This is a genomic window from Cupriavidus sp. SHE (assembly GCF_000812445.1).
Taxonomy (GTDB): Bacteria; Pseudomonadota; Gammaproteobacteria; order Burkholderiales; family Burkholderiaceae; genus Cupriavidus; species Cupriavidus metallidurans.
The window spans coordinates 219,993-244,705 of the sequence record NZ_JWMB01000025.1 but is presented as its reverse complement, the minus strand read 5'-3'; the positions used below and the strand labels follow the sequence as shown (position 1 = coordinate 244,705).

The following is a 24,713-nucleotide window of genomic DNA, read 5'->3' as shown; positions in this document are numbered from 1 at the left end:
GCTCCAACCATACCTGTCGCACCCTCCCCTTCACCTCAATGCGCGGTTTTCGATCCAGTCCACAAACAACAACCGTTCGGCGAAGCGCCACTCGCCTTCTTGCTTGTCGAATGAATCGGTTTACCGAAGCGCGGCGATCATTACTTGCCGTCCTTCACCGTCCACTGTTACGTGGTGAGCCAGGCAATATGTTTCTCCCTTCGCGCGGTCAGATGTGAGATCGAACAAGATGCTCTGACCAGGAAAATGCATGGTCGTGTGGTGCTGATTCAGGTCAGCGAAAACTGGCATTCCGCAGGTCGAACAGCCGTTATCAGGGCGTGCAAGCAAGACGCGGTCCAAGTCGTCGTTCATTCTCGCTAGCAATCTTGGCTTAGGGTCCGGGCGCCATCATTCTGCGAGCCGGACGTTTCGAGTTTAGGTAGCCTCATCCGATGCGTCCAAGACCTACTATTTATCTGTCCGATACTCTTGAGGCATGAAATGGAACTGAGGCATCTGCGCTATTTCGCGTGCGTCGGCGAGGCGGAGCACTTCGGCAGAGCGGCGAAGCTACTCAAAATCGCGCAGCCAGCGCTTTCGCGACAGATCCAGGATCTGGAAGCGGAGTTGGGCGTCGCGCTCTTCGATCGCTTGCCGCGCGGAGTACGGCTAAATGCTGTGGGGCGCTCATTTCTCGACGACGCCCGTCGTATTCTGCGCGAGGTGAATGAGGCGACACTTCGGGTGGAGCGGATCGCCGCCGGTCAAACCGGAACACTGCGGGTGGGATTCGGTGAAACCCAAGCGTGGCACGGTGCCGTACCCGACTCTCTGCGCGCGTTTCGTGAACAACACCCGGCTGTGGAACTTGAACTCCATGCCATGGCTTCCAGTCGTCAGGCTGATGCGGTCAGCGCGGGAAACCTTGACGCTGGATTCATCTTCAGCCTGACAAAGCCGCCTTCGGAGTTCGCGCACCGAAAGGTCGCCAGGCACAAGCTGGTGCTGGCCGCACCGAAGGATCATCCCATCATGTCGCTCGACAGGGTGCGATTGCGCGAGCTCCGCGATGTTCCCTTCATCTGGTTCCATCGATGGGTCTATCCACTCTTCCATGATCGCTTAATGCGCGCGTGCCTTCGCAACGGGGCTCTGGCACCACAAATTGTCCAGCAGGTCAAAGATCATGCGACGATGCTCAGCTTGGTATCGTGTCGCCTCGGTGTCGCCTTTGTTAGCGAGGCGACGCGTTGGCAGTGCCCGGCTGGAGTGGCCCTTCGCCCTGTCGACGACTTGAACTTTTCGTTGCCGTTCTATTTGATCTGGAAGAAAAACAATTCCTCGACACTACTGCGCGAGTTTCTGGAGAACGTCTGGACGGTAACCAATGCGCGTGATAACTGACGGTAGCGTCGTATGACCGCGTTTCGTGAAAATCGCCGCATACCTTGAAGCTGTTGGATGTCTCAGAAGGGTCGCTATGCAACGTTCGCGCGTCCAACAGACCGTTGACCCAGAGAACCGGAGACTCAGCCCACATAGCTGCCACGTCGCCCCCAATCTGCGGCGAAAGCCCGAGTGCTTCCGCTTGATTTCGCTGCGGGAGCCATATGGCTTACAGCCCCCCTACCGAGACCGTTGGCGCAAGCTCGCGAATCCGGCTTCACACACTCCGCACGGGTGATCTGGTAAGCAGCGACGATCTCTTCCGCCGACCAGTGGTTTAACGCGCAGACGGCAACGAGCAGCAGCTTTCGGTCTAACACGTGTTGCGCCTCCTGTTCCCGGGTAAGCCGCCGCAATACCGGCAGAGCGGCGGCGGCCTCCTCCCGGAAACTGGTAGCCAATACTGGCCTTCCCTTTGGGCCAATTGAGTCGCCCATCAAGACCGGATAGGTTGGGAAGCGGGACATTTCGTGTCTTGAGGTGGCCAGGCTGCCTCATTCATTCACGGCATCGCGCAGCAGCTGTGTGACAACAATACGATCATCGAAGGCGTGATCAATGGAACTGGTGCAACGGGGACGTCGTCTTGGTAGGAGCGATTTCGAGGCGCCCACTTCGAGGCTCCGTGGGAAACGTATCGGCCTCGCTATCCTCTTTGCTATCGCTGCTGGCTCGGGGCATGCTGAATCGCCGGACGCGGGTGGATGGAAATTCGCGATCGCACCCTATCTCTGGTTACCCAACGTGAGCGGCGCTTTCAGCTTCTCCGGAAACTCCTCAACAGGAGGGGGTAGGCTCGACCTGGGAACCGGGCCGGACAGCTATCTCCAGAATCTGCAGTTTCTTCTGATGGTGCAGGCGGAAGCCAGCAAGGGGGACTGGGCGATCATCGCTGATGGGGCATACCTCGACTTCAGCCACCAACAAACCACCCTCAATACCGTCGGCGCTGGGAGCGGCGCCGTGGTTGGCATCCCTCGCGAATTGGCGACGAGTACAAGCAGTAGCCTGAGCGGTGGGCTGTTCGGACTTGCCGCTGCCTATACCGCGCTGCGATCGCAATGGGGAACGGTCGAGCCGCTCGGCGGGCTTAGATACCTGAACCTCAGCGCCAGCGCGAACTGGACGCTATCCGCCACGTTCACGCAGCAAGGCGCGACTCTGGCGACGCAGGGAAGCCTGTCGCAGACAGCGAATATCTGGGATGGAATTATTGGTGTTCGCGGCCGACTACGTCTCGGCAACCTTGATAGATGGTATGTGCCGTACTACGTCGACGTCGGGACCGGCTCTTCCAGATATACCGTGCAAGCGTCCGGTGGCGCGGCCTATGCGGCAAGCTGGGGAGACGTGCAATTGACCTATCGCTACTTGACGTATCAACTCCGTAGCGGCGACCTTGTTCAAAGGCTCACGCTGAAGGGCCCCATGTTAAGCGTGGCCTTTCGCTTCTAAATAGTCGTTTGCCATCAGCGTGGCTTGACGCCCCTCCTCGGGAACTGCCAATCAAGCAGTCCGGTGTTATCCCTGCGATGGCCGTTCAAACGATTCCATGTCTAATGACCGCCTAGGCGTCGGTAGTCGCCTGTGACACGCGTTGGTGGCTCGCTATCGGCCCCGGCGAGCCGAAATGTCCAAATTCGGAACGGCTCCGGCCAGCTTATCCAGAACGTCCGCCGTCTCATAAGGGTCGGTAGCCGCCTTCTGCATCATGAGGCCCTTGCCTGGATAGGCGGAGGGCGGAGACCGGCCAGTAGCAGTCAATCGCCCGGACGCCTAGGGCTGACATCGGCTCGTAAGCACACTTATCAGATCGTCAATTTGAGTCGTGATGATGTCACGTCGCCCTTGCGCATCAACCGCCATGCGTGCTGCCAACGCAGCCTCCGGTTCATCGCACAATCTTCGTGCTGAGAGCTTGACGATCGACTGGATTTTCTCTGGGGTGAGATATTGGCGTAAGACGTCCAGATTTTCAGGAAGCCAGCCTTCGAGGACCATTTCGGACAAATAGGGGCCTCCGCCGCCACGTTCAGGCGTCCACTTCTCAAGTATCGGATTTTCGCCTTTTATGTAGATCAAGCCTGACAAGTACGTCAGGGCTGAAACAGCCTTTCCCGGACTATCAATAGACCACCAGCGACTCCATAGCGACTCCATCAGCAGAACGCTTCCGCCAAGTTCGTTTAGCGCTCCTATCCAGGAGACAGAAGCCGGCGTTCCCTTGAAGCCTCTTTCCTGATCGAGCCTATCTAGCACGCTATCGACCAGAAACGCCCTTACGTCACGTCCCTGCTCTGGCGTCATCATGGTTTCAAAGACGTAAGGCCTCCGCAACGCACGGTACCAGTTGTCGACATTGACAAACTCGTTGTCGCTCATCAGCAATCGATGCCACTCCGCCAGACATATCGGAAATAGGTATCGGAACAACTCCGGTTGCAACGGCTCAACATATTCAAGGTTAAGAATGTAATAGCTGTTGAGACTGCCGGCCTCGATGTACCGCCAGTCTCTCCTGCCAAGCTCCTGAAGGGCGGCATCGTTGTTATCGAACTCTCCCTCCCATACACTTCCAGGTGGGGCTGGGTTTCCAAAAATGGCGCGACAACGTTCCCGAACCGTTTGGGTGTTGTGACTCATGGCAGTTCAGCCTGAAATGAAGGACGAGCGCAAAATCTGCGGCACAGTTCAGTAAAGCTAACACAGCGCGACATTCGTCTGCGAAATCAGCATGCAAGTGGCTGAGACGGGTCGATAGTCGTCTCTGGCATCCACATGGCCGAGGACAGAGGCCGGCTATCCCTCTGACCTCGCGACCTCAATCCAGTGGCAGTTGGATCCCTGCCTCTGCAAAGACCTCGCGTACGACGGACAATCCGTTCAGCGCCGCCGGGAATCCAGCATAGACCGCCATCTGCATCACAACTTCCACCACCTCCCCTGGTTTGCAGCCGACGTGCAATGCGGCATGTACATGCACACGAAGCTGGGGTAATGCATTTCCCAGCGCGCATAGTGCTGCGACTGTTGCCAGTTCCCGTTCGCGCAAGCCAAGCCCCTCCCGCGCGTAGATGTCGCCGAACGGGAACTCAACCACATAACGCGCAAAGTCCGGAAACGTCTTTGCCAGCGCCTCGACCACCTGAAGGCCGGCCACGCCATCCACGGCAGCCAGCATCCGTGAGCCGCGCTCATAACGTTCGACGCTCATTGTCCAGCTCCTTTGGGAACTCGCCGAGCAATATGGGCCAGGACAGCATGGTGAGCAAAGTTCATGAAGTTCTCCAGAAGTGTTGTGCGGCAACTGTAGAGCCGGTCTCGGACATGCGGAATGACCAAGTTCGTGATACCTTTTTGATATGCCTTATCGCCTCGACTCCCGATCCCTCTTGCTCTTCCTTGCCGTTGCGGATGCCCTGAGCTTCTGCCAGGCGGCCGAGACCCTGCATCTTTCTCAACCGCCATTGAGCCGGGCGATTCGAGAACTCGAGGAGCGATTGGGAACGCGGCTGTTTGACCGCAACACGAACGGCGTGACGCTCACCCCTGCTGGAGAGAAGTTGCTCCCTTATGCGCGCAGCGTCGCGAAGTTGCTTCGCGAGGCCGAGGCAGCGCTCACGCCCCAAGGCTTGCCGGCCAACCTTCGGCTTGGCCTGACCAGCGCCGTGGAACCGGCCTGGTTTCGCGGGTTGGTACAACGCGTGCAAGCAACTCATCCCGGGACGCTCGTGTCGACCTTCTCCGACACATCGCCGAGACTCATACGTCTGCTTCGTGCTGGCAAACTGGATGCGGCCTTCATAGCGCTGCCGACGGACGCGCATGGGCTGGATGTTCGGGAAGTCGACCGACTGCCGATGGTAGTCGCATTACCTTCAACCCATTATCTGGCGAAGCGCAGAGCAGTTGGTCTCGCGGACCTGGCACGTGAGAAAGTCCTGTGGTTTGAGCGAGCGCGACAGCCCGCGTTCTACGACCACTGTCAAACGATTTTCTCGCGTCATGGGTTCGCCCCCTCAAAACTGAGGGAGCCATCGGATCATCACGTTCTACTGGGTGACGTCGCGAATGGGCGGGGTATTGCCTTGCTGCCGAAATCGTTCACCGCGTTGAGGCGGACAGGCGTCGTCTACAGATCTCTGGTTGAGGGGGAAGAACTGTCGGTTGGCATCGGACTTGCCTCGCCCGCCGACAGGCCGGGCGTAAGGAAAGTACTGGCCGCAGCGGTAGAAGTGAATCAGCACCCCTAGCAGCCGCGGTGTCATTAACCGATCGGATTGCTTGACCAGGGCAAAGTCGCATGTTCGGTATCGACATCGTCAACTGCTAGTAATGGTGAGCGCACGGCTGACCGTTGTATGGTCCAGGCTGCCGCTTGTCTGATGCAATACTGAACGGCGGTTGTGGGTTGCGGATTACCTCTGGCACTCGGAAGTCCAGACCAGGGCGCGACGCCGGCAGCTACCAGTCGCGGATTCAACCGGTTTGCGACATTGCACGCTTGAGCGAAGGCGTTCGCTTCGCACACACAAACAGACCACCGGCGAAGTTGCAAGCAAGCAGGGGCCCATCGCTCCATCAACGCATGGCCTTTAACGCGATGGGAGCAACGCCGCCTCGCCTCCCTTGAGCCTGCGCAGGAACCATTGCCCTGCGGGCCCTGGTGGCGTGTCCTTTCGGTAGACCGCAAACATGGAAATTGGCGGCGTATGCGGTTGGAACTGCTCGATCTGCAATCTGACCAGGTGGCCTGTATCCAGGTCGTGCTGAACCATCTCTAACGGCATATGCCCCCACCCGAACCCCGCGCGTAGAAAGGCATGCTTGGCACCCAGATCGGCCAGGTGCCAGGTCTGCGGTGAAAACACGTCGAAGGTCATGCCGTCGGTCAGCGATGTCCGGTCGGTCAGCACCAGTTGCACATGCGCCTTCAGGTCTCGCGACCGTAGAACTCCCTTGCGGGCGGCCAGCGGATGTGACGGACTGGTCACTGTCACCATTGGCACATCGAGCAGCTTTTCCGCATCCATGACCTCCGGGACGGAAGGCATCGAGCCGCTGATTCCTAGCCGGCATTGCTGCGCCAGCACGGGTTGCAGGACGGCGCCAAGTGCCTCGACATAAAGCCGCAGCGGCGTGTGAGGAAACGCCTTCCGGAATGCGCCGACCGCGTCCGTGAGCGAAGCCATCGGGTACATCACGTCCACCACCACCGAAAGTTCAGGCTCCAGCCCTTCTGCGATAGCCCTTGCTGTCGACTTGAAGCCGTCCATCCCGCTCACAACCAGGCGAGCCTGCGCCAGCAGTGCCGTGCCCTGCTCCGTCAGCCGCGGATAGCGTCCGCTGCGATCGAACAGTTGCACATCGATCTGCCCCTCCAGATTGGCAAGCGTGTGGCTGACGACGGACTGCGCCCTCCGTAGTTTGCGGCCCGCCGCGGAGAAGCTGCCTTCGTCCACGGCGGCAATAAAGGTACGGAGCTGGTCCAGCGAGACGGCATCGAGCATCTATCTACTCCGTAGATGGAAAACATCTAGAAATATAGGCTACCGATATGGATTTCGCCCGCCTAACCTTCTTCAGCAACGGGGCACACCCCCCGCAAGCTTCCGATCCACGCAAACCGTCTTTCATCCCCTTCCTAAAGGATGCTCGTCATGAACAAGAATCTCGCAATTCCGCAAACGGTGATCCCGGCCATCGGCCGAATCCTCATCGCCGCCCTCTTCCTCGTCAGCGGTCTGGGCAAGCTAATGGCTCCGGGCGCAACGATGTCCTACATAGCGTCCCTGGGATTGCCCGCACCGCTGCTGGGCTATTTGGGCGCTCTGATCCTTGAACTGGCAGGCGCAGTGCTGCTGGTTGCTGGTTATCGCACGCGCATCGTCGCCTTGTTATTGGCGACCTATGCGGTGGTGACGGCGCTGATCTTCCACCACGCGCTGGCCGACCAGAATCAGATGTTCCACTTCCTGAAGAACTTCGCCATGGCTGGAGGACTGCTGCAGGTAGCAGCCTTCGGCAGCGGGTCGTTCGGTCTGGACGCGCGCCGCGCACCGGCCAGCCAGGCCGTCGCCTGACCAATGCACAGACAGGGGAAACCATCATGAGCATCGCCTCAGAGCTATTGCAGCTTCACCTCCGGTGGCTGGTCGACGACAACCAGCAGTGGCAAGGGCTAATTGCCGACGACGTTGTGTGGGAACTACCCTATGCGCCGAGCCTCGGGCATCCGCTGCGGCTCGAGGGGCGCGAAGCGGTGATCGAGCACGCGGCTTGGTTCATCGGTGCGGTCAAGGACTTCCGCTTTTTCGATGCCGTCGTCACTCCCACCGCGGACCCGCACCATGCGGTGGCACGAGTGCGTGCCGAAGGGTTGATTCCGTCAACCGGACGTACTTACCGCCAGGAGTATGTCGTCTTCCTGACCGCTCGTGACGGGCGCATAACTCATCTGCGCGAGTATTTCGACCCCGTTCAGGCCGCACTGGCGCTCGACGCCCCCATTGCAGGCATTCCTTCAAGGAGCATCCGATGAAAGCCATACGAGTTGCCGCCTACGGCGGTCTTGACGCAATGACCTTGGCAAAGCTGGACGACCCCGTACCCGGCGATGACGAAGTCCTGATCGATGTCGCCGCCGCAGCGGTCAATCCGATCGACTGGAAGATCGTCAGTGGCGCAATGAAAGCGTTCATTCCTCTTCCCTTGCCATTCACCCCAGGCGTCGACGCCGCCGGCACGGTGCTAGCGGTCGGACGCAACGTGAGCACGCTGGCGCCGGGCGACGAGGTGATGGGCTTCATCGGCATCGTGGGGGCCTACGCAAGCCGCATCGTCGTGGACCCGGCGCGTCTGGCTCGCAAGCCGGCACGGCTGAGCTTTACAGACGCGGCGGCGACTCCGGCCGCCACGTTGACCGCGTGGCAGGCGCTGCATGAGCATGGTGAGCTACGCAAAGGCCAAAGCGTTCTGATTCACGCGGCAGCCGGTGGTGTAGGCAGTGCAGCGGTACAACTCGCGAAGCTTGCGGGGGCGCACGTCATCGGCACGGCTTCGGCCGGCAATCGCGAGTACGTGCAGAGCCTCGGCGCCGCAGAAGTCATCGACTACCATGCGACGGACTTCGCGAAGCGGGTCTCTGATGTCGATCTGGTGCTCGACCTCGTTGGCGGCACGACGCAGGCGCGGTCATGGTCCGTGCTGAAGCGCGGCGGCATTCTGGTTTCCACCGTGAGCAAGCCAGACACCCAGCGCGGCAATGAAGCGCAGGCAACCGGCAAACACTTTGCGACCCGCTCAGATGGACCGCAGCTTGCCGCATTGGGCGCGCTCCATGCATCGGGCGATCTGCGCATCCACATCGATTCGGTCTTCTCCCTTCCAGAGGCAAGGCACGCCCTGGCAAGGAGCATGAGCGGCCATGTACGGGGGAAGGTGGTTCTAGATATGGCTGCGTAGCGAGTGACTAGGTGCTGAAACGAACCGTCGGCGAGAGCAGGAACGACTCGCGCAAAACACTAAACTTCGATACACCGGCTGAACGATTCCATCAAGCTGTTGCGTTGACCGGTTGAATCCGCAGTCGGTTAGAGACGACCGCCTTGCACGACGACATCAGCCTGAGTTGGATTGGGCGATGTGCCAAGTGCTAACGGCGCTTGGGACCTCCAAGCTGGTAGCTACCAGCTATTGCCTTCTAACGGCAACTCAGACAGATGATGCGCCGATGCTGGCCGTAGCCGCTTAGCGCGGCGCGGCCGTCGAACCACGCACGACGAGTTCGGGCGTCAGCGAGACGGATACCACTGGCGCCTCCGGCTTGCCGATCTTCTTGAGCAGCAGCGAAGCGGCCTGCTCGCCCATCTCGTGCACGGCAATGCGGATCGTCGTCAGCGGTGGGGTCAGCGCATCCACGAACGGCATGTCGTTGTGCCCGACAACCGATACGTCATCGGGACAGCGGATGCCGTGCTCGCGCAAATAGTCGTAGCAGCCCATCGCAACGAGGTCGTTACCGGCCGCAATCGCGGTCAGGCCCGGTAGTGACTGAAACAGTTCAGCGCAGGCTTCGCGTCCGGCCTCGCGGGAATAGCTGGCGGCCTCCACCACCGCGTAGTCGTCGCGGCGCAAGCGATGGCGCTTGACCGCCTGCAGGAAACCTTCGCGGCGCTGCTGGCCAGTGGACGTGGTCTCCGGCCCGGCGATATGGCCGATGCGGCGATGACCAAGCTTCACCAGGTGATCGACAGTCAGCCGCATCGCCAGCAAGCCATCGCTGACCACGCACGATGCGCACCCCGTCGGCTCGCCCCGGTTGACCATCACCACCGGGATGGAAAGCTTCAGGCAGTAGTCGAGGATCGGGTCGTCGCGCTCGGCCGTGGCCAGCACCAGCCCTTCCACCTGCCGCCCCATCAACTGGTCGATAACGAACCGCTGGCGCGACTTGTCGGCGCCGGCATTGACGACGATCGGCACATAGCCGTCACGCGCCAGCACCGATTCGATACCAGCAAGGATCGGCGGGAACACCGGGTTGGCAATATCCGGCAGCACCACGCCGACCAGTCCGGAACGCTGCGTGCGCAGGCCGGCCGCGATCCGGTTCGGCCGGAAGCCGCGCTGCTCGGCCAACTGCAGGATGCGTGCGGCCACCTCGTCGGCCACCAGATGCCGCGTGGCCGGATTCATCACGCGCGAGACGGTGGAGTAATGGACGTCAATCTCGGCAGCCAGGTCTTTGAGAGTCAGGCGTTTGCGCTCGGGCATGTTGGCAGCGGGCGGTGCGATTACGGGTTGGCGATGCGCCATTCTAGCGCCTGCGATCAGCACGCCCGTGCCCGCTTGCTGCCAGATGGCGGCCCCGGCTACTGCCCCGCCGTCACCCCCGACTGCCGCACCACTGGCGCGAGCTTGCCGATCTCCACCTGGATATAGCTGGCGAACGCCTGCGGTGTGCTGCGGCGGGGCTCGGCACCCTGTGCAGCCATCCGCTCGCGCACGTCTGGCGAAGCCAGCACCTTGCCGATCTCCGCGTTTAGCGCATCGACGATTTCCTTCGGGGTACCCGCCGGCGCCAGCACGCCGAACCAGGAATCGAAGGCGTAGCCCGGCAGTCCGGCCTCCGCTACCGTCGGGATATCGGGCAGCACGCTCGTGCGCGCGGGCGTGGTTACTGCCAGCGCGCGCAGCTTGCCTTGCTTGACAAACGGCATGGCGGAAAGCGTCGGCGCGAACATCATGTCACCGCGCCCGGCCATGACATCGGTCAGAGCCTCGCCAGTGCCCTTGTACGGAATATGCACAATGTCGATCCCGGCCTGCATCTTGAACAACTCGCCGCTCAGGTGCGTGGAACTGCCCGATCCCGCCGAGTCGAAGTTCATCGCGCCCGGCTTGGCCTTCGCCGCCGTCACCAGGTCACGCACCGACTTGTACGGACTCGCCGCGTTCACCACCAACACGTTCGGCACCGATGCCACCAGCGAGACCGGCGCGAAATCCTTGACCGTGTCATAGCCAAGCTTCGGATAGAGCGTCGCATTGATGGCGTGGCCCACCGAGACCAGAATAAGGGTGTACCCATCCGGCGCCGACCGGGCTACCGTGGTGGCGCCAAGCGTGCCGCCCGCGCCGGGCCGGTTGTCGACGACGATCTGATACGTGCCGCCTTCGCCCATCTTTGTGCTGATGATGCGCGCCAGTATGTCGGTGGCGCTGCCGGCCGAGAACGGCACGACCAGCCGGATCGGCTTGCTGGGATAGTGCGACGGCGCAGCCGTCGCCATGGTCGATGCCATTACAAGGGAAAGCATGGCGCCAAGCGCCTTGAAACGTCGAAGCATGATATGTCTCCTCGCGATGCGGGTGCGGGTGCGTATGCGGGTATTCGAACGTCAGAAGAAGTGACGCATGCCGAGCGCCACTGTTTGCGGGTCGGCGCCAGCCTTGATGCCGAGCTGGTTGATTGCGAAGTCGTAGACCGCGTTCTTCTTGTTGTTGATGCGGCTGTAGTACGCGAACAGCGCAGTGCGCTTCGACAGCGGATAGTCGTAGCCAACCGTGAACTGGATAGCTCCCGTCTCGGCGCCACTGCGGAAGTAGCCAATCGTGCTGGTCGACGACCCTGTCCCGTTCGCGGCATATGCAACGCCAGCGCGCACACTGCCGGTACCTACCTGCTGCACCAGCGACGCGTAATAGGCGTTGCGTTGCAGGTCACCCGTATCGGTGCGGTAGTGCAGGTGCTCGTAGATCGCCGCAAGGCGCGTCCCCTGGAACAACTGGTAAGCGATGCCGAATTTCAGCGCATCGTCGTTGCGGCCCGCTGCCTGATAGTGCTGGTGAATTTCGTAGGCGACGGTGGCGTTCAGCGGGCCACGTTCGTAGACGGCAGCCATCGAGTACAGCGCCGGATTGCGCGGCACGGTGAGCTTTTCCTCTGGCAGCCCCCAGCCGAGCGAGACACTGACGCCGGCCAGTGACGGCGAACGGTACTGCACGATGTTCTTCTGACGCCGGTCGAACGAACTGGTGTCCTGCACGTTGTCGGAGCTCGAGGTCGATCCGTTGCCGATCAGCGCCATGTAGCCGGCGGTGGTCGGGTAGTACGGGTCGTAACCCATCGTTGCCTCGGTGTAGGGCGTGGTCCAATGCCCCATGAAAAACAGGCCATAGTCGCCCTGCAGACCGATGCGCGAATTGCGTCCCGCGATCTGTCCCTGCCCGGTATCGATCGACAGGTTGCTTTCGATCTGCCACACCGCCTTCAGCGATCCTCCCAGATCTTCCTCACCGCGGAAGCCGAACACCGAACGGTTGTTGGTCTGGCGCACCACGCTGCCAAGCGACGTGCCATTCGTCGAGGTACTGGCGCTCGAATATTCGATGGCCGTGTTGAGCCGGCCATAGATCGTCACGTTGGTTTCCGCGCTGGCGTCGGCGACAAAGCCGGTCGCCATGACGACCAGTGGCATGACGTGGCGTCGGCGCAGGTGCAGTATCGGGGGCATCTTTTTGTCTCCAGGTTTTTTTATGTTCTTCTGATGCCCGCCTCGGGCCGCATAACGAGCAAACGTTTGCATCCCGGGGCGGACGAGGGCGTCAAGGGTCAACTGCTTAGGGTTATGGATTGACGGCTTTCGGATAAGGCATGGCCAGGAGCAACATCGCTGGTCGATTGCCAGGGTTGGACACCTGACGGCTTTCTCCCGGCGCCAGCCGCACCGAATCGAACTGGCCCAGCGTGACGCTCTCCCCGGGCGTCCGGATGCATACCTCGCCTTCCAGCACCACGTAGTGCTTTTCCACGGGCGAGGCATCCATGGACGTGTGGCCGCCCGGGAGGATCACGGACACGCCCATCCACAACGCCTCGGACGGCCCAGCTTCGTGCCCCTGTAAGCGCAGGCAGTGCATACCTTCGTGATTCGCCGGGTAATAGGTCGGCGCCTGTGCGAACCGGGTGGTGTTCATGGCTTGAGCACCACGCGCTCGCTCGCGCCCTGCAGTACCGCGCGATACGCCTCCCGGGCATCCGCAAGTGCATACGTGTAGTCGTCGAGTACCGGGAATGGCTTCAACGCACCGGAGGCGAACATCGGGGCGAGCGCATCCAGGATGTTGGCGCACGCCTGGCTGTCCAGTGCGAGCGTATCGACGCCGACATACGTGTGTTGGCCGCGATAGAACGCGAAGATGTCGAACGGCACGGGCTTCTCGATCGTCGAGATGAAGATCTGCGTGGCACCAATCGCCATGGCCAGATTCGCTTGTTCGAAGTACGGGCTGCCCACGGTGTTGTAGACGATGTCCGCGCCATGGCCGCCGGTCTCGGCCCGGACCACCTCGGCAATGCTCTCGCGGCTGGCATCGATCATGCGTACCGGTCCGCTTGCGTGGCCGCGATACGGCTCGGCGCCACGCTCGACGGCGAAGACACGCGCGCCGAGCGCCGTGGCGATCTGGATCGTGGCCTGCCCCACCTTGCCGTTTCCACCGCCGACCAGCACCACGCTGCCTGCCTTTGGCATGCCCGCGCGTCGCAAGCCTTCGTACGCGGTGATGAACGGCACACCCACCGCACCCGCTTCCAGCAGCGACAGCGTAGCCGGCTTGGCGCGCACCGATTGCGCGTTGACGCGCAGGTACTTGCCATGGGTGCCGTCGCGGCGGATACCAAGCTCGCCGCCGCTGCCCCATACCTGCTGGCCCATGAGCGCAGCCGGTCCATCTATAACGACGCCTGCGTAGTCTCGCCCCGGTGTGCGCGGCCAGACCGCGTGGGGCATCAGGCCGAGCGTCGCCTTCACGTCGCTCGGGTTCACCCCGGCGCTGGTCACTTCGATCACGCATTCGCCATCGGCAGCCTCGGGGCGTGGCACCCCCAACAGGGTGAGATCGAGTTCGTCGATGTTCGCGGCTTTTCGTTTGACCTGGATAGTGTTCATGATGATTGGGATGCAGTAGAGAGGGAATCAGACTTCGCGCAGTCCGAGCGTGCGGCGCGCATCGGCGGATGAAGCGATGTCGCCACCGAGCGACTTCACGATGTCGCGCGCCTTGGCGACCAACGCGGCGTTGCTCGGCGCCAGCACGCCTTTTTCGAGATAGATGTTGTCTTCCAGGCCGACTCGGACGTGGCCACCCGCCAGCCAGGCCTGCGCGACGATCGGGAACTCCGCGCGGCCGATGCCGAACGCCGACCAGTGCGCGCCCGGTGGCAGCATGTTGCGGGCGTAGAAGATCGTTTCCGGCGTGGGTGCGAAGCCATACTTCACGCCCAGCACGAAAGTCCACAGCCCCGGGCCTTCAAGCACGCCATCACGCATGAAGTCGAGCGCCATGTTCAGATCGCCTGAATCGAAGATCTCGAGCTCCGGCATCACGCCTGCGGCGCGAATCACCTCGGCCATCTTGCGGACGTTGCCCGGCGTGTTGATCACCACGTCGGTGCCCGAGTTCATCGTGTTGAGGTCGAGTGAGCACACGTCGGGACGCAATGCGGCGATGTGCTCGACGCGCTTGAGCGGATGCAGCAGCGTGGTACCCGCCGCAGCCACGCGCGGCTCGTCCTCGTCGGGCACAAAGCGCCCGCCGGGGCCCGTGGTCAGGTTGATGATCAGCGCACGGTTGCGCGCGCGGATGCGGTCGATCACGTCGGCGTAGTAATCGAGACGCATCGACGGCTTGCCCGTTTCCGGATCGCGTACATGGATGTGCGCGACGGCGGCGCCAGCCTCGGCCGCTTCGAGCGAGGCGTTGGCGATCTGTTCCGGTGTGATGGGCAGACCGGGATGCTGGTCTGGCTTGACGATATTGCCGGTCACCGCGCAGGTGATGATGGTCTTGCGTGCGTGCATGGATACGTTGAACTGAGAGGAAAAGGAATCAGCCGAGCTGGCGCCCGCCATCGACGACGATGGTGGTGCCCGTGGCAAAGCGAAGCGATGTGGCGCACGCGACGATGGCGTCAGCCACGTCCTGCGCCTGGCCGATCCGCCGCAGCGGTGTGGTCTTGGCCGCGCGTTCATTGAAGCTGCTATCGCGGCCCGGTACGAAGCCGGTATCCACTACGCCGGGCGAAACATTGAGCACGCGGATTGCAGGAGCGAGTGCACGGCCCAGCGACATTGCCATGACGTCGAGGCCCGCCTTGACCGCGCAGTACGCAACGTTGCTGCCTTGCCCGGTACGCCCCGCGATCGAGCCGACGTTGACGATCAGGCCGTCACCGTTCGCGCGCAGCAGTGGTGCGAACGCGCGAATCGCGGCGAACTGGCCGCGCCAGTTGACGGCAAACATTTCGTCGATCAACGCATCGTCGAGCGCATCGAGATCGGCATGCGGAATCGCACGTGTGAAGCCCGACGTGTTGACGAGGATGTCGACACGTCCGTAGTGATGCTGGACGTCGTCCGCAAGCAGCCGCAGCGTGGCGCTGTCGCCGACTTCGGCATGAGCAGCCAGATGATTGCCGGCCGGCAGCGTGGCGACGGCGCTCGCGGTGCGATCGGCATCGCGGCCGGTCAGCACCACGCTGGTGCCGATCTCTGCCAGCGCATGGCCTGTGGCGAGGCCAATGCCGCCGGTGCCACCGATGATCACGGCGACTCTGCCGGATAGGGAATTTATAGGCATGTTCGGTTGGATGAATGGAAGGTCGTGATAAACGTTGCGACGGTGGAGCGACGGGTTCGTCGGTCCATCAATCGATCGGCGGACGCGGGAACGTCTGAACGCCCGGTTCCAGCGTGAAATCAAATGCGAGCGTGTAGAACGGCGCGGGTATGTCGCCCCACGGGCTGCGTCCCGCTTCCACCTGCTGAAAGCGGCCAACGAGCTGGCGATGCACGCCGAACGTGACATCGGTTTCGAGAATGTCCGAGTCGTCGGCAAACACCTGCGTCACCAGCGTGCGATAGCCCGGCGCGGCGACGATGAAATGGATATGCGCTGGGCGATACGGATGGCGGAACTGTGCGGCCAGCAGTTCGCCGACCGGGCCGTTGGTGGGTACCGGATAGCCGGCCGGACGCACGGTGCGGAAGTGATAGCCGCCTTCGGCATCGGTCTGGAACAGTCCGCGCAGATTGCGGTCCGGCTGGTTTGGGTCCTGATTGTCATAGAGCCCAACCGGCGACGCCTGCCAGACTTCGACGGTCGCGCCGCGCAATGGCGTGCCGTCGGTCGCACGCACGGTGCCGCTGACAAACAGTGGCAGACCCGGTGCGTCGTCCTGCACCACGCAATCGCCGCACTGGTAACGCGGCGCATTGGCGCGATAGAACGGCCCCAGCAGCGCGCCCGGGGTACGGCCACCCGCCGTGCTGTTGTTCATGGTGGTCACCAGTGTCGACAGGCCCAGCACGTCGGCGGCGAGCACCACCTCATTGTTGGTGGCGTGCGTGGCGTGGCCGAGCGCGGCGATGAACTCGAGCCCTAACTCAAACTCCTCGTCGGTCGGACGCACTTCGCGCAGGAATTCGTGCAGATGCCGCACCAGCGCCGCCATCACGGTGCGCAGGCGCGGATTCTCCGTTCCCTCCATTGCACGCCTGACAACGTCGGTCACCGACCATTCGTCGTCGATCAGGGCCAGGTCTTCAATGGATTGCGGCGTCGATCGAGATTGCATCGTCTCCATGGTTTCTTCCTTCTTCTCATGTTTTTGCAAACGTTTGCATTATGGACATCGAATCGTGAAGATCAAGCAGATTTTTTCGTCCGCAGGAACCCGGAACGTCACAGCGACCCGGAAAATCCAATCAAATCAACGGATACGGTGCGTGTCAGGCAAAACCCGTAGTTGACCGATGGGAGGCCGCCTAAACTGTCAGCGCCCTCACTTGAACAGCCAGCGCGCCACAAGCCGGGTATAGCGTGGCATCACCACGTAGACCATCAGGAACACGATTGCCGCCGAAACGACGGCCTTGTCGGCAAACGAGTCGCGGGCGAAGCCGAGACGGGCGAGCATTGGCACCACCCCCAGCGGAACAACAATGCTGAGCGGCAAGATCGCGCTCCACGTGACAAGCCACTGCTTCCACGCGGTCGGCACTTTGACCGGTGCGTGCTTCGGCGTGAACCAGAAATCGAGACCTGTTCGGATCTCGTATCGATCGCCCTGCTGCAACGACGACTGCATCCGCGCAATATGCTGCCGGCGCTCATCGGATTCCATCCAGGCATTCAGGCTTTTGAAGTCAGCGAAACGGACGATCGTCGCGTATTCACGGCTCTTGCCGACCGGGCGGATCACGTCGGTGCTCAGGTAGCCGGGAAACCTGGAGCAGGCGACACGGATGTCGGCGAGCCACGTCTCATACTGCCCGGCGGCGCCGGGCTCGACCTCGTGAACAATGATGCTGGTCACGATGTCCTGAGGGTTGAGGGTTGTCGTGTTCATCTCGCTCCCAATGGATAGAACGCAGTCGCTTTTGAAATGCGAGAGCGCGTCAGGGCTTCAGGACCGCGCATGGCATGCGGTCCGACTTCGCGCCCATGATTTCACCGCCCAATTCCAGAGATCAAAAAATTTGAACAACACTTACAATCCAGATCGGATGTTTGTGCGCTCGCCATCGCTATAGTTCTGCACATGGACAGCGCAACAACGCAACGAAGCGAAAGCGGCGCTGCCAGACCAATAACTCAAATTCCTTGAATAAAACTTAGTGGAGAGCACCATGTCGAACGCCAAACTGGAAGTCCTGACCCCGCGCAACAGCCAGCTGATCATCATTGACCACCAGCCGCAAATGGCCTTCGGCGTCCAGTCGATGGACCGCCAGACCATGAAGAACAACGTTGTGGGCCTGGCCAAGGCTGCGAAGGTCTTCGACGTGCCGACCACCATCACCACCGTAGAAAGCGAGTCGTTCTCGGGCTACACCTACCCGGAACTGCTCGACGTGTTCCCCGGCAAGCAAACCCTGGAACGCTCCTCGATGAACTCCTGGGACGACCAGAAAGTACGCGACGCGCTGGCCGCCAATGGCCGCAAGAAGGTAATCGTGGCCGGCCTGTGGACCGAGGTCTGCAACACCACTTTCGCGCTCTCCGCCATGCTTGAAGGCGACTACGAAATCTACATGGTGGCCGACGCCTCGGGCGGCACCACCAAGGAAGCGCATGACTACGCCATGCAGCGCATGATCCAGGCCGGCGTGGTACCGGTGACGTGGCAACAGGTTCTGCTGGAATGGCAACGCGACTGGAAGAACCGCGAAACGTACGACGCGGTGATGGCCGTGGCCAAGGAACACTCAGGCGCCTACGGCATGGGCATCGACTACGCCTACACGATGGTGCACAAGGCCGCGCAACGCACGGCGACCCCGCACGCATCGATCGCGCCCGTGCACGCACCGGTGATCGAGCGCTGATGCATGCCCGCAGCCAGTCATCCCACGGAGCACACAAGATGAAATCAGATCGAAGCGTGGTCAACGGCGCCCTCCTGCTGGGATGCTGGCTGGCAGTCAGCACGTCAAGCGTGGCGGCCGCAACGCTGGTCGCCCGGACGCTGATCGCCTGAGCATGTCAATCGCGCGGGGGAACCCTCTCCCGCGCGCAACGTCCTGACAATCGGTCAGCGATCGGCCCTGCAGATACCGAGCTGCTGCGCCAGCAATACCAGATCAGCAAACGTGCGCGCCCGCATCTTGCGCATCGCCTGCCCGCGGTGAATCTTGACGGTAACCTCGCTGATGCCGATCTCGCCCGCAATCTGCTTGTTCAGCAGTCCTGTCACGGCCAGTCCCATGACTTCGGATTCGCGTGGCGTGAGTGTGGCGTAGTTCGCCCGAATCTCATCAACCTTGCCAACCGCCTGGCGGCGCAAACGGTCTTTCTCCAGCGCGGCGGATACGGCGTCCAGCAAATCCTGGTCGCGAAACGGCTTGGCCATGAAGTCTTCGGCACCGGTCTTCATGGCTGCGACGCTCATGGCGATGTCTCCGTACCCAGTCATGAAGATGATCGGAATATGAATGCCCATCTGCCCCAGCCTGGCCTGCAGATCCAGTCCGCTCTGGCCACGCAGCCGCAGATGGCGTTCGGCATTCAGTCCATCGATCGTCAGACGCTGAAGAACAATGTGGTCGGCCTTGCCAAGGCCGCCAAGATCTTCAATATCCCGACCACCATCAGCACCGTGGAAAGCGAGTCGTTCTCGGGCTACACGTTCCCAGAGCTCCTTGACGTGTTCCCGAACGCGAAAACACTCGAGCGATCATCGATGAACTCCTGGGACGACCAGAAGGTGCGCGATGCGCTGAAGGCGGCCGGCCGCAAGAAGATCGTGGCTGCCGGGCTGTGGACCGAGGTGTGCATTACCACCTTCGCCCTGTGCGCCATGCAGGACGCCGGCTATGAGTTCTACGTGGTTGCGGATGCCTGTGGTGGCAATACCCGGGAAGCCCATGACTACGCGATGCAACGCATGATCCAGGCCGGCGTGGTGCCGGTGACATGGCAGCAGGTACTGCTCGAATGGCAGCGCGACTGGGCGCATCGCGACACCTACGATGCCGTGATGCAGCTCGTGAAGGAGCACTCCGGCGCCTACGGCATGGGTGTGGACTACGCCTACACGATGGTCCATAAAGCCGCGCAACGGACCGCCACGCCGCACGAATCGCTCGCACCCGTACCGGCACGCTGAAGGTGGACTGACACACGGCTGCCCTGTCGGCGGCCGTGCCTTGCATCGAACGCAACGCTGGGTTGCGCGGCGTCCCTATTCAGGAATCCGGACGCGTGCCTTACCTTTGTGTCATCGCCATTTCGTTACAGGACTGGAGCGCTCCATGACACCGATAGACATCGTCATCACTTACGACTTCATTTGCCCCTGGTGCTGGATCGGGCATCAATCGCTGAAGGCCGGCATCGAGCAGGCTGGCATGGCTGGCCGATTCCGCTCGCAATACCAGCCTTACGAGCTCAACCCGGACATGCCGAAACCCAGCTCGGATCGCAAGGCATATCGCAGCCGCAAGTTCGGCAGCTGGGAGCGGTCCCAGGTGCTGGATGCGGAGGTTGCGGCGGCTGGGAAGCGCGTGGGTCTTGCATTCAACTACGACCGGATACTGGTCACGCCGAATACACGCCTGGCACACCGCCTTATGCGCTACGTACAGGACCAGGACGCCGCACGCGCGGATGACTTGTTCAGCGCAGTGATGGAAGCCTATTTCACACGCGGACAGGACATTGGTTCTCTGGACGTGCTGGTAGACATCGCGGTTTCGATCGGCTTCGACGCAGCCGGCGTGCGCGAGTATCTGAACGGCTCGGCCGGGGAAGCGAGCGTCGTGGCCCAGGAACTACAGGCCCAGTTCGATGGCGTCCGTTCGGTGCCCACATACCGGGTCGGCAACCAGCGCATCACCGGCGGTCAACCGCCCCAACATTTCGCCCGCGTCTTGCAGGCTGCTGCCGGCGAAGTGGAGAACATGTAGCCCCGGGGGCGAGGCTGGCCTGCGGTTGACACAGACGGCGCGCTTCCCGGCCGCCTATGAATCCCTGCCGCCCTGCCCCAGAAGATAGCTCTCGATTCGCGAATCGGGCAGAAACCAGAATGCAGCCATCGCAATCAGAATGAGTGTTGCCGCGATGCTGCTGAAGAAACTCACCACGATCGCCAATGCGTACACGACGAGCGATACCCTGCCCTTCCGATCCTTGCCGATGGCACCTGCGAGCATGGAGCCCTGTCCCTCCGATGCCATGATGACGCGCTGCAGAATCCAATAGGATATGGCGCACATGAAGAGCACAAAGGCGTACAGCGCGGTTGGAATCTCCGAGAATTCCGACTTGCCAGTCCAGGTGGTGGTGATAGGAATCATCGTCAGCCAGAACAACAGATTGAGGTTCGCCCACATGACCTTCCCGTTGATACCACGCACCATCTGGAACAGGTGATGGTGATTGTTCCAGTAGATGCCGACATAGATGAAGCTGAGCACGTATCCAAAGAAATGGGGCGCCTCTGCGCGTACGCCAGTCCAGTTGAACTCCGCAGGAAGCTGAATCTGATAGAGCATCAGCGTCAAGCTCACGGACATCACCCCATCGCTGAATGATTCCAGCCGACTCTTGTTGATGGTCATGGCCGTGCTCAAATGAACTGCTTGCGGAACGCAAGACTGGCCAGATACAAGATCGCCAGCGTGAAAGGCAGCACACTCCAGAAGCCGATGCGCATGTAAAGCACCGCGCCAAGGAACGCGCCCGCGACGAACCCGACGACGATGCTTCCGCTTTTCAGCACGGCGACCCCGTGTTCGCGGCTAAACGTGCGCACGAAGTTGGATAGATCGATGCCAAACTGCGTGGTGTTCCCCGTCATCATCGTGCTGGGGCTGATGTGCTTGATCAAGGTCTTGCTCGCCGTGTTGCGGATTGCCAGAGCCATCAGGCCAAGGCCACCCGTCAGTGCCAGTTCACCCGCGCCAGGATCAAGGAGCGGATCGAAGTACAGTCCCACCAGCATGAAGGCGGACAGGAACACCGCCTCCGCCACGAACAGCCAGCCCAGGGTCTTGTGGGACTGGCTGCAGCGGTCGATCCACATCTTGGCCAGCATGACCGTGACGATGAATAGCGGAATGGCGCCCAGTTTCACCCACAGTCCCGTGCCCCCTTTCACAAGGGCCGCGCCTGCCAGCACCAGGTTGCCAGTCACATGGGCGGTGAAGAAACCGAGCAAGGCGATGAAGCCGATGGTGTCGATGGCGCCACCCACGATGGTGAGCAGCACTGCCGTGCGGCATTGCGCCCACAGGCTGGCTGCCGGGTTGTCGTGGGATTGCGAATCGCTGATGGCCGTCATATCCGTTACGTCCTCCGAAGAGCATTGAGCGCCTGCGTCACGGACGCTCACGCCGGTTTGATCATGTCACGCGCATACGCCAGACCCGTGCCGTACCCACCACCATGCTCCACCACAATCGCGCGAGCCTTCTCATAGGTTTCGTGGCGGGTCCAATCCCGCTGGAATTCGAGCAGGAGCTGAAGCCAGGAGGTCATGACTGCGCCAGCTGCCGCCATCCGTCGCAACGCGAGTTCATGGCTTGTCGGGCTCAATCCACCACAGGCATCGGCCACGACGTAGACCTGATACCCCTCTGATAACGCGGAAAGAACCGGGAAGCTCACGCAGGCCTCCGTCAGCAAGCCCGCAATGATCAGCGTACGCTTTCCGGTCGCCGTGATCGCATTGCGCACCGCATCGTCTTCCCACAGATTCATGTTGCGCCGTTCGATCGGGGTGACGTCCTTCAGCACTTCCCGGAACGCTGGCATCAATGGGCCGCTGTACACCTTCGAGGCCGAGGTCGAAACCACAACCGGCAAGTCGAAGGCGACCGCCGTCTTGGCAACCGCAAGCCCGTTGCTGCGCAGAATCTGCGGGTCTTGAGACCCTGCAGCAAACGCAAGGCCCGCCTGCTCATCAACGAGGATCAGGGCGCAATCGGCAGGGTCAAGCAATGGTAGTTTGGTCATGTGGATTCTCCTGTGTGTCTGGGACTGCAATCTCGTTGCAATCCTGGGGATGCGCAGCAAGTCTATTCAACTAAATTCAGCAATTGAACTGGCGTTGCGTGGTTGCACTGTTTGGCGGCGTTTTTGGCTTGTTTCTGCGCCATGCGGGGAACTATAGCGGCGGACTCCTGACTTGAATCCCCGGATTAACGCACAAATCAATCAAATTTTTTGAATTTCTGATTTCATCCAGCGACGCGCTCCAAGGGCGGCGCGACTGCACACCCGACCATCAGACGAACCGTGGAATCGGCCCTCGCTGCGGCGTCTGGTCCGGAAGCGTGACTTCCTCCCGATCGACGTAGCACCACCCCCATCCCTCAGGAGGGTCGTATCCCTCGATGATTGGATGTCCGGTTTTCTCGTAATGCGCACGGGCGTGCCTGAGGGGAGAGTTGTCGCAGCAACCAACGTGACCGCACGCCCGGCACAACCGAAGATGCACCCACGTGCTGCCCACGTTCAGACATTCTTCGCAACCCCGGGCGCTTGGTACGACGTCGCGGATCGTATCCGTATGGTCACAAGTTTTCACGCCGCCTCCTTGGCCTGCTTGCTGAGGTAATTGTGGATCTGTGAAATGGCGGCAGCCCCATCACCGACTGCGGCGGCCACTCGCTTAGTCGAGCCCGCTCGGACGTCGCCGATGGCAAAGACTCCGGGCATGCTGGTCTCGAGCGAAGATGTCGATCCACCAGTCAAGATGAAGCCCTTGTCGTCCATCGCTAATGAACCGTTGAGCCAGCAGGTATGCGGTGTCGCGCCAATGAACAGGAAGAGATGGCAGATTTCGTACTGCGTCAACGCCGCGCTGGCGCGATCGCGAACTGTGGCGCTGGCGAGCGTCTCGCCATGGGGCGCGAGTCCAATCAGATCCGTGCCGACATGAATGTCGACGTTGGGCAACGCAGAAATGCGATCGATGAGGTAGCGTGACATCGTCTCCGACAGCTCTCGCCGCACGAATACGTGAAGCCGCTTCACGTGCGGAGCAAGAAACACGATCGCCTGGCCCGCCGAATTGCCGCCGCCGACAAGGGCGATTTCCTTGCCTGCACACAAGCGCGCTTCGATCGGGGATGCCCAATAGGAGACCCCAGCGCCTTCGAAATGCCTGAGGCCGGCGATGTCTGGTTGCCGATAGGCAGCACCTGAAGCGATCACGACAGTACGCGCTGCCACTGTCGAGTCATCGGAGAGCCCCAGCATCAGCCGATCCCCATCGCGATCCAGCCGCCCCACACTCACGGGGATGGCCACCTCGGCCCCGAACTTCAGGGCCTGGGTGAATGCGCGGCCTGCGAGCGCCTGCCCCGAGATGCCGGTCGGAAAGCCAAGATAGTTTTCGATTCGCGCCGACGCTCCGGCCTGCCCGCCCATGGTGCGCTCGTCAAGAACGATCACCGAGAGGCCCTCCGAAGCGCCATAGACCGCAGCCGCCAACCCGGCCGGACCCGCACCCACAACGGCAACGTCGTAGATTTTCCGCTGCTCGATCTTTGGGAGAATGCCGAGGCAGCCCGCCAGTTCACGCTCGTCCGGCCGCTTCAATACTGCGCCACCGGGGCAGACCACCAGCGGCATATCGGTAGGAAGAAGCGCCATCCGCTCGACGAAGCTACGCCCATCGCCGTCGATCCGAGGGTCCATGATGTGATTGGGGTAGCCGCCACGGGTCAGGAATCCCTGCAGGCGCAGAAGGTGCGAATCATCTGACGCACCAATCAAAATCGTACCCGAGCCACCATGCTCGATCAGGCTGACGCGCCGCAAGATCAATGCGCGCATGACGATTTCGCCAACCTCCGCCGATCCGATCATCAGCGCGCGCAAGTGCGGTGGATCGAATGGCAGCAGCGTGGCGCCGTCCGGACCCGCCTGCGCCAGCGCAAGCGACGCACGGCCATCGATCTGGCTGACCTCTCCGGTAAACTGCCCCGCGCGATGGGTAGTGATGGGCGCGCTCTCGTCCAGGCCATTGCGGCGCAGAACATCAATGGAACCATCCAGCACGAGCCAAACCGGTACGTTCCTGTCCCCCGTGGCAAAGACAGTTTCACCCGATGCGAACACGCGCGGCGGACCGCTTGCGAATCGGCTAGCCGCCTCAACCTGAATCGGCGTCAGAACTGGAAACATCTGATGTCTGCGCGACCCGACTCCGCCTGTATTCTGCTGGATCATATGAGCGCTCTCCTCTTCCGCCCAGCGTCCGGCGGGTT

The 24,713-nt window shown here is 61.4% G+C and carries 25 protein-coding genes and 2 pseudogenes; 9 read left to right on the top strand and 18 right to left on the bottom strand.

The window, feature by feature from the left end; all coding sequences use genetic code 11:
- Nucleotides 1-483 precede the first annotated feature (483 nt).
- Nucleotides 484-1,386, top strand: a complete 903-nt coding sequence (locus RN01_RS14725) for a LysR family transcriptional regulator (RefSeq protein WP_017512577.1) — start codon at nt 484-486, stop codon at nt 1,384-1,386.
- A 600-nt stretch (nt 1,387-1,986) separates the two neighbouring features.
- Entirely contained in the window at nt 1,987-2,883 is an 897-nt protein-coding gene (locus tag RN01_RS14720) for a hypothetical protein (protein WP_017512578.1), read from the top strand.
- Nucleotides 2,884-3,204: 321 nt separating this feature from the next.
- Here the strand turns inward: RN01_RS14720 and RN01_RS14715 are convergent, their stop codons facing one another.
- Nucleotides 3,205-4,071 (bottom strand): hypothetical protein, encoded by an 867-nt coding sequence (locus tag RN01_RS14715; protein WP_017512579.1) that lies wholly within the window; start codon nt 4,069-4,071, stop codon nt 3,205-3,207.
- 178 nt (nt 4,072-4,249) lie between these two features.
- Nucleotides 4,250-4,642: a carboxymuconolactone decarboxylase family protein gene (locus RN01_RS14710; RefSeq protein WP_017512580.1), complete on the bottom strand. Its 393-nt coding sequence runs from the start codon at nt 4,640-4,642 to the stop codon at nt 4,250-4,252.
- Between the two features lie 148 nt (nt 4,643-4,790).
- On the opposite strand from RN01_RS14710, the gene RN01_RS14705 reads away from it, so the two are divergent.
- On the top strand, nt 4,791-5,681 hold the full coding sequence (locus RN01_RS14705; protein ID WP_024570223.1) for a LysR family transcriptional regulator: 891 nt from the start codon (nt 4,791-4,793) through the stop codon (nt 5,679-5,681).
- A gap of 342 nt (nt 5,682-6,023) precedes the next feature.
- Here RN01_RS14705 and RN01_RS14700 read toward each other — a convergent pair whose 3' ends face one another.
- Nucleotides 6,024-6,938, bottom strand: coding sequence for a LysR family transcriptional regulator (locus RN01_RS14700; RefSeq protein WP_017511891.1), 915 nt, complete (start codon nt 6,936-6,938; stop codon nt 6,024-6,026).
- A 141-nt stretch (nt 6,939-7,079) separates the two neighbouring features.
- Here RN01_RS14700 and RN01_RS14695 point away from each other — a divergent pair, with 141 nt between their 5' ends.
- The 3 genes from RN01_RS14695 to RN01_RS14685 are packed head-to-tail and all read left to right on the top strand — an operon-like array spanning nt 7,080 to nt 8,892.
- Nucleotides 7,080-7,511, top strand: a complete 432-nt coding sequence (locus tag RN01_RS14695; protein ID WP_017511890.1) for a DoxX family membrane protein — start codon at nt 7,080-7,082, stop codon at nt 7,509-7,511.
- A gap of 26 nt (nt 7,512-7,537) precedes the next feature.
- A complete protein-coding gene (locus RN01_RS14690) occupies nt 7,538-7,969 on the top strand; it encodes a nuclear transport factor 2 family protein (RefSeq protein WP_017511889.1) in 432 nt (143 codons plus the stop codon).
- Entirely contained in the window at nt 7,966-8,892 is a 927-nt protein-coding gene (locus tag RN01_RS14685; protein ID WP_024570221.1) for an NADP-dependent oxidoreductase, read from the top strand. Before RN01_RS14690 ends, RN01_RS14685 begins: the two co-directional genes overlap by 4 nt.
- Nucleotides 8,893-9,177: 285 nt before the next feature.
- On the opposite strand, the gene RN01_RS14680 is transcribed toward RN01_RS14685, so the two are convergent.
- From RN01_RS14680 to RN01_RS14640, 9 genes are all read right to left on the bottom strand, one after another.
- A complete protein-coding gene (locus RN01_RS14680; protein WP_017511887.1) occupies nt 9,178-10,245 on the bottom strand; it encodes a LacI family DNA-binding transcriptional regulator in 1,068 nt (355 codons plus the stop codon).
- Nucleotides 10,246-10,301: 56 nt separating this feature from the next.
- Nucleotides 10,302-11,279, bottom strand: coding sequence for a tripartite tricarboxylate transporter substrate binding protein (locus RN01_RS14675; RefSeq protein WP_017511886.1), 978 nt, complete (start codon nt 11,277-11,279; stop codon nt 10,302-10,304).
- 51 nt (nt 11,280-11,330) lie between these two features.
- Nucleotides 11,331-12,446 (bottom strand): porin, encoded by a 1,116-nt coding sequence (locus RN01_RS14670; RefSeq protein WP_011516641.1) that lies wholly within the window; start codon nt 12,444-12,446, stop codon nt 11,331-11,333.
- A gap of 112 nt (nt 12,447-12,558) precedes the next feature.
- Nucleotides 12,559-12,909, bottom strand: a complete 351-nt coding sequence (locus tag RN01_RS14665; protein WP_017511885.1) for a cupin domain-containing protein — start codon at nt 12,907-12,909, stop codon at nt 12,559-12,561.
- Complete coding sequence (locus RN01_RS14660) at nt 12,906-13,883, bottom strand: zinc-binding alcohol dehydrogenase family protein (protein WP_017511884.1); 978 nt, start codon at nt 13,881-13,883, stop codon at nt 12,906-12,908. Before RN01_RS14660 ends, RN01_RS14665 begins: the two co-directional genes overlap by 4 nt.
- A 27-nt stretch (nt 13,884-13,910) precedes the next feature.
- Nucleotides 13,911-14,795 carry a 3-keto-5-aminohexanoate cleavage protein gene (locus RN01_RS14655; protein ID WP_024570219.1) on the bottom strand — a complete coding sequence of 295 codons (885 nt, stop codon included), beginning with the start codon at nt 14,793-14,795 and terminating at the stop codon, nt 13,911-13,913.
- Nucleotides 14,796-14,823: 28 nt separating this feature from the next.
- Nucleotides 14,824-15,573 (bottom strand): SDR family NAD(P)-dependent oxidoreductase, encoded by a 750-nt coding sequence (locus tag RN01_RS14650; protein ID WP_024570218.1) that lies wholly within the window; start codon nt 15,571-15,573, stop codon nt 14,824-14,826.
- A gap of 67 nt (nt 15,574-15,640) precedes the next feature.
- On the bottom strand, nt 15,641-16,579 hold the full coding sequence (locus RN01_RS14645) for an intradiol ring-cleavage dioxygenase (RefSeq protein WP_017511881.1): 939 nt from the start codon (nt 16,577-16,579) through the stop codon (nt 15,641-15,643).
- Nucleotides 16,580-16,777: 198 nt separating this feature from the next.
- On the bottom strand, nt 16,778-17,344 hold the full coding sequence (locus tag RN01_RS14640) for an antibiotic biosynthesis monooxygenase (protein WP_017511880.1): 567 nt from the start codon (nt 17,342-17,344) through the stop codon (nt 16,778-16,780).
- A gap of 280 nt (nt 17,345-17,624) precedes the next feature.
- Here RN01_RS14640 and RN01_RS14635 point away from each other — a divergent pair, with 280 nt between their 5' ends.
- Nucleotides 17,625-18,323 carry a hydrolase gene (locus tag RN01_RS14635; RefSeq protein WP_008651604.1) on the top strand — a complete coding sequence of 233 codons (699 nt, stop codon included), beginning with the start codon at nt 17,625-17,627 and terminating at the stop codon, nt 18,321-18,323.
- Between the two features lie 206 nt (nt 18,324-18,529).
- Here RN01_RS14635 and RN01_RS14625 read toward each other — a convergent pair.
- Nucleotides 18,530-18,988: pseudogene (locus RN01_RS14625) on the bottom strand (response regulator transcription factor); the annotation flags it as partial.
- Here RN01_RS14625 and RN01_RS14620 point away from each other — a divergent pair.
- Both RN01_RS14620 and RN01_RS14615 read left to right on the top strand, forming a co-directional pair.
- Nucleotides 18,980-19,603 (top strand): annotated as a pseudogene (locus tag RN01_RS14620) (hydrolase); the annotation flags it as partial. The pseudogenes RN01_RS14625 and RN01_RS14620 overlap by 9 nt on opposite strands.
- A 145-nt stretch (nt 19,604-19,748) precedes the next feature.
- Complete coding sequence (locus RN01_RS14615) at nt 19,749-20,402, top strand: DsbA family oxidoreductase (protein WP_024570214.1); 654 nt, start codon at nt 19,749-19,751, stop codon at nt 20,400-20,402.
- A gap of 54 nt (nt 20,403-20,456) precedes the next feature.
- On the opposite strand, the gene RN01_RS14610 is transcribed toward RN01_RS14615, so the two are convergent.
- From RN01_RS14610 to RN01_RS35020, 5 genes are all read right to left on the bottom strand, one after another.
- On the bottom strand, nt 20,457-21,056 hold the full coding sequence (locus RN01_RS14610) for a TMEM175 family protein (RefSeq protein ID WP_017514694.1): 600 nt from the start codon (nt 21,054-21,056) through the stop codon (nt 20,457-20,459).
- An 8-nt stretch (nt 21,057-21,064) separates the two neighbouring features.
- On the bottom strand, nt 21,065-21,778 hold the full coding sequence (locus RN01_RS14605) for a YoaK family protein (protein WP_008651591.1): 714 nt from the start codon (nt 21,776-21,778) through the stop codon (nt 21,065-21,067).
- 47 nt (nt 21,779-21,825) lie between these two features.
- A complete protein-coding gene (locus RN01_RS14600) occupies nt 21,826-22,452 on the bottom strand; it encodes a hydrolase (RefSeq protein WP_024570476.1) in 627 nt (208 codons plus the stop codon).
- 271 nt (nt 22,453-22,723) lie between these two features.
- Nucleotides 22,724-23,026, bottom strand: coding sequence for a UBP-type zinc finger domain-containing protein (locus RN01_RS33040; RefSeq protein ID WP_080672881.1), 303 nt, complete (start codon nt 23,024-23,026; stop codon nt 22,724-22,726).
- A complete protein-coding gene (locus tag RN01_RS35020) occupies nt 23,023-24,675 on the bottom strand; it encodes an FAD-dependent oxidoreductase (protein WP_024570475.1) in 1,653 nt (550 codons plus the stop codon). Before RN01_RS35020 ends, RN01_RS33040 begins: the two co-directional genes overlap by 4 nt.
- Nucleotides 24,676-24,713 lie beyond the last annotated feature (38 nt).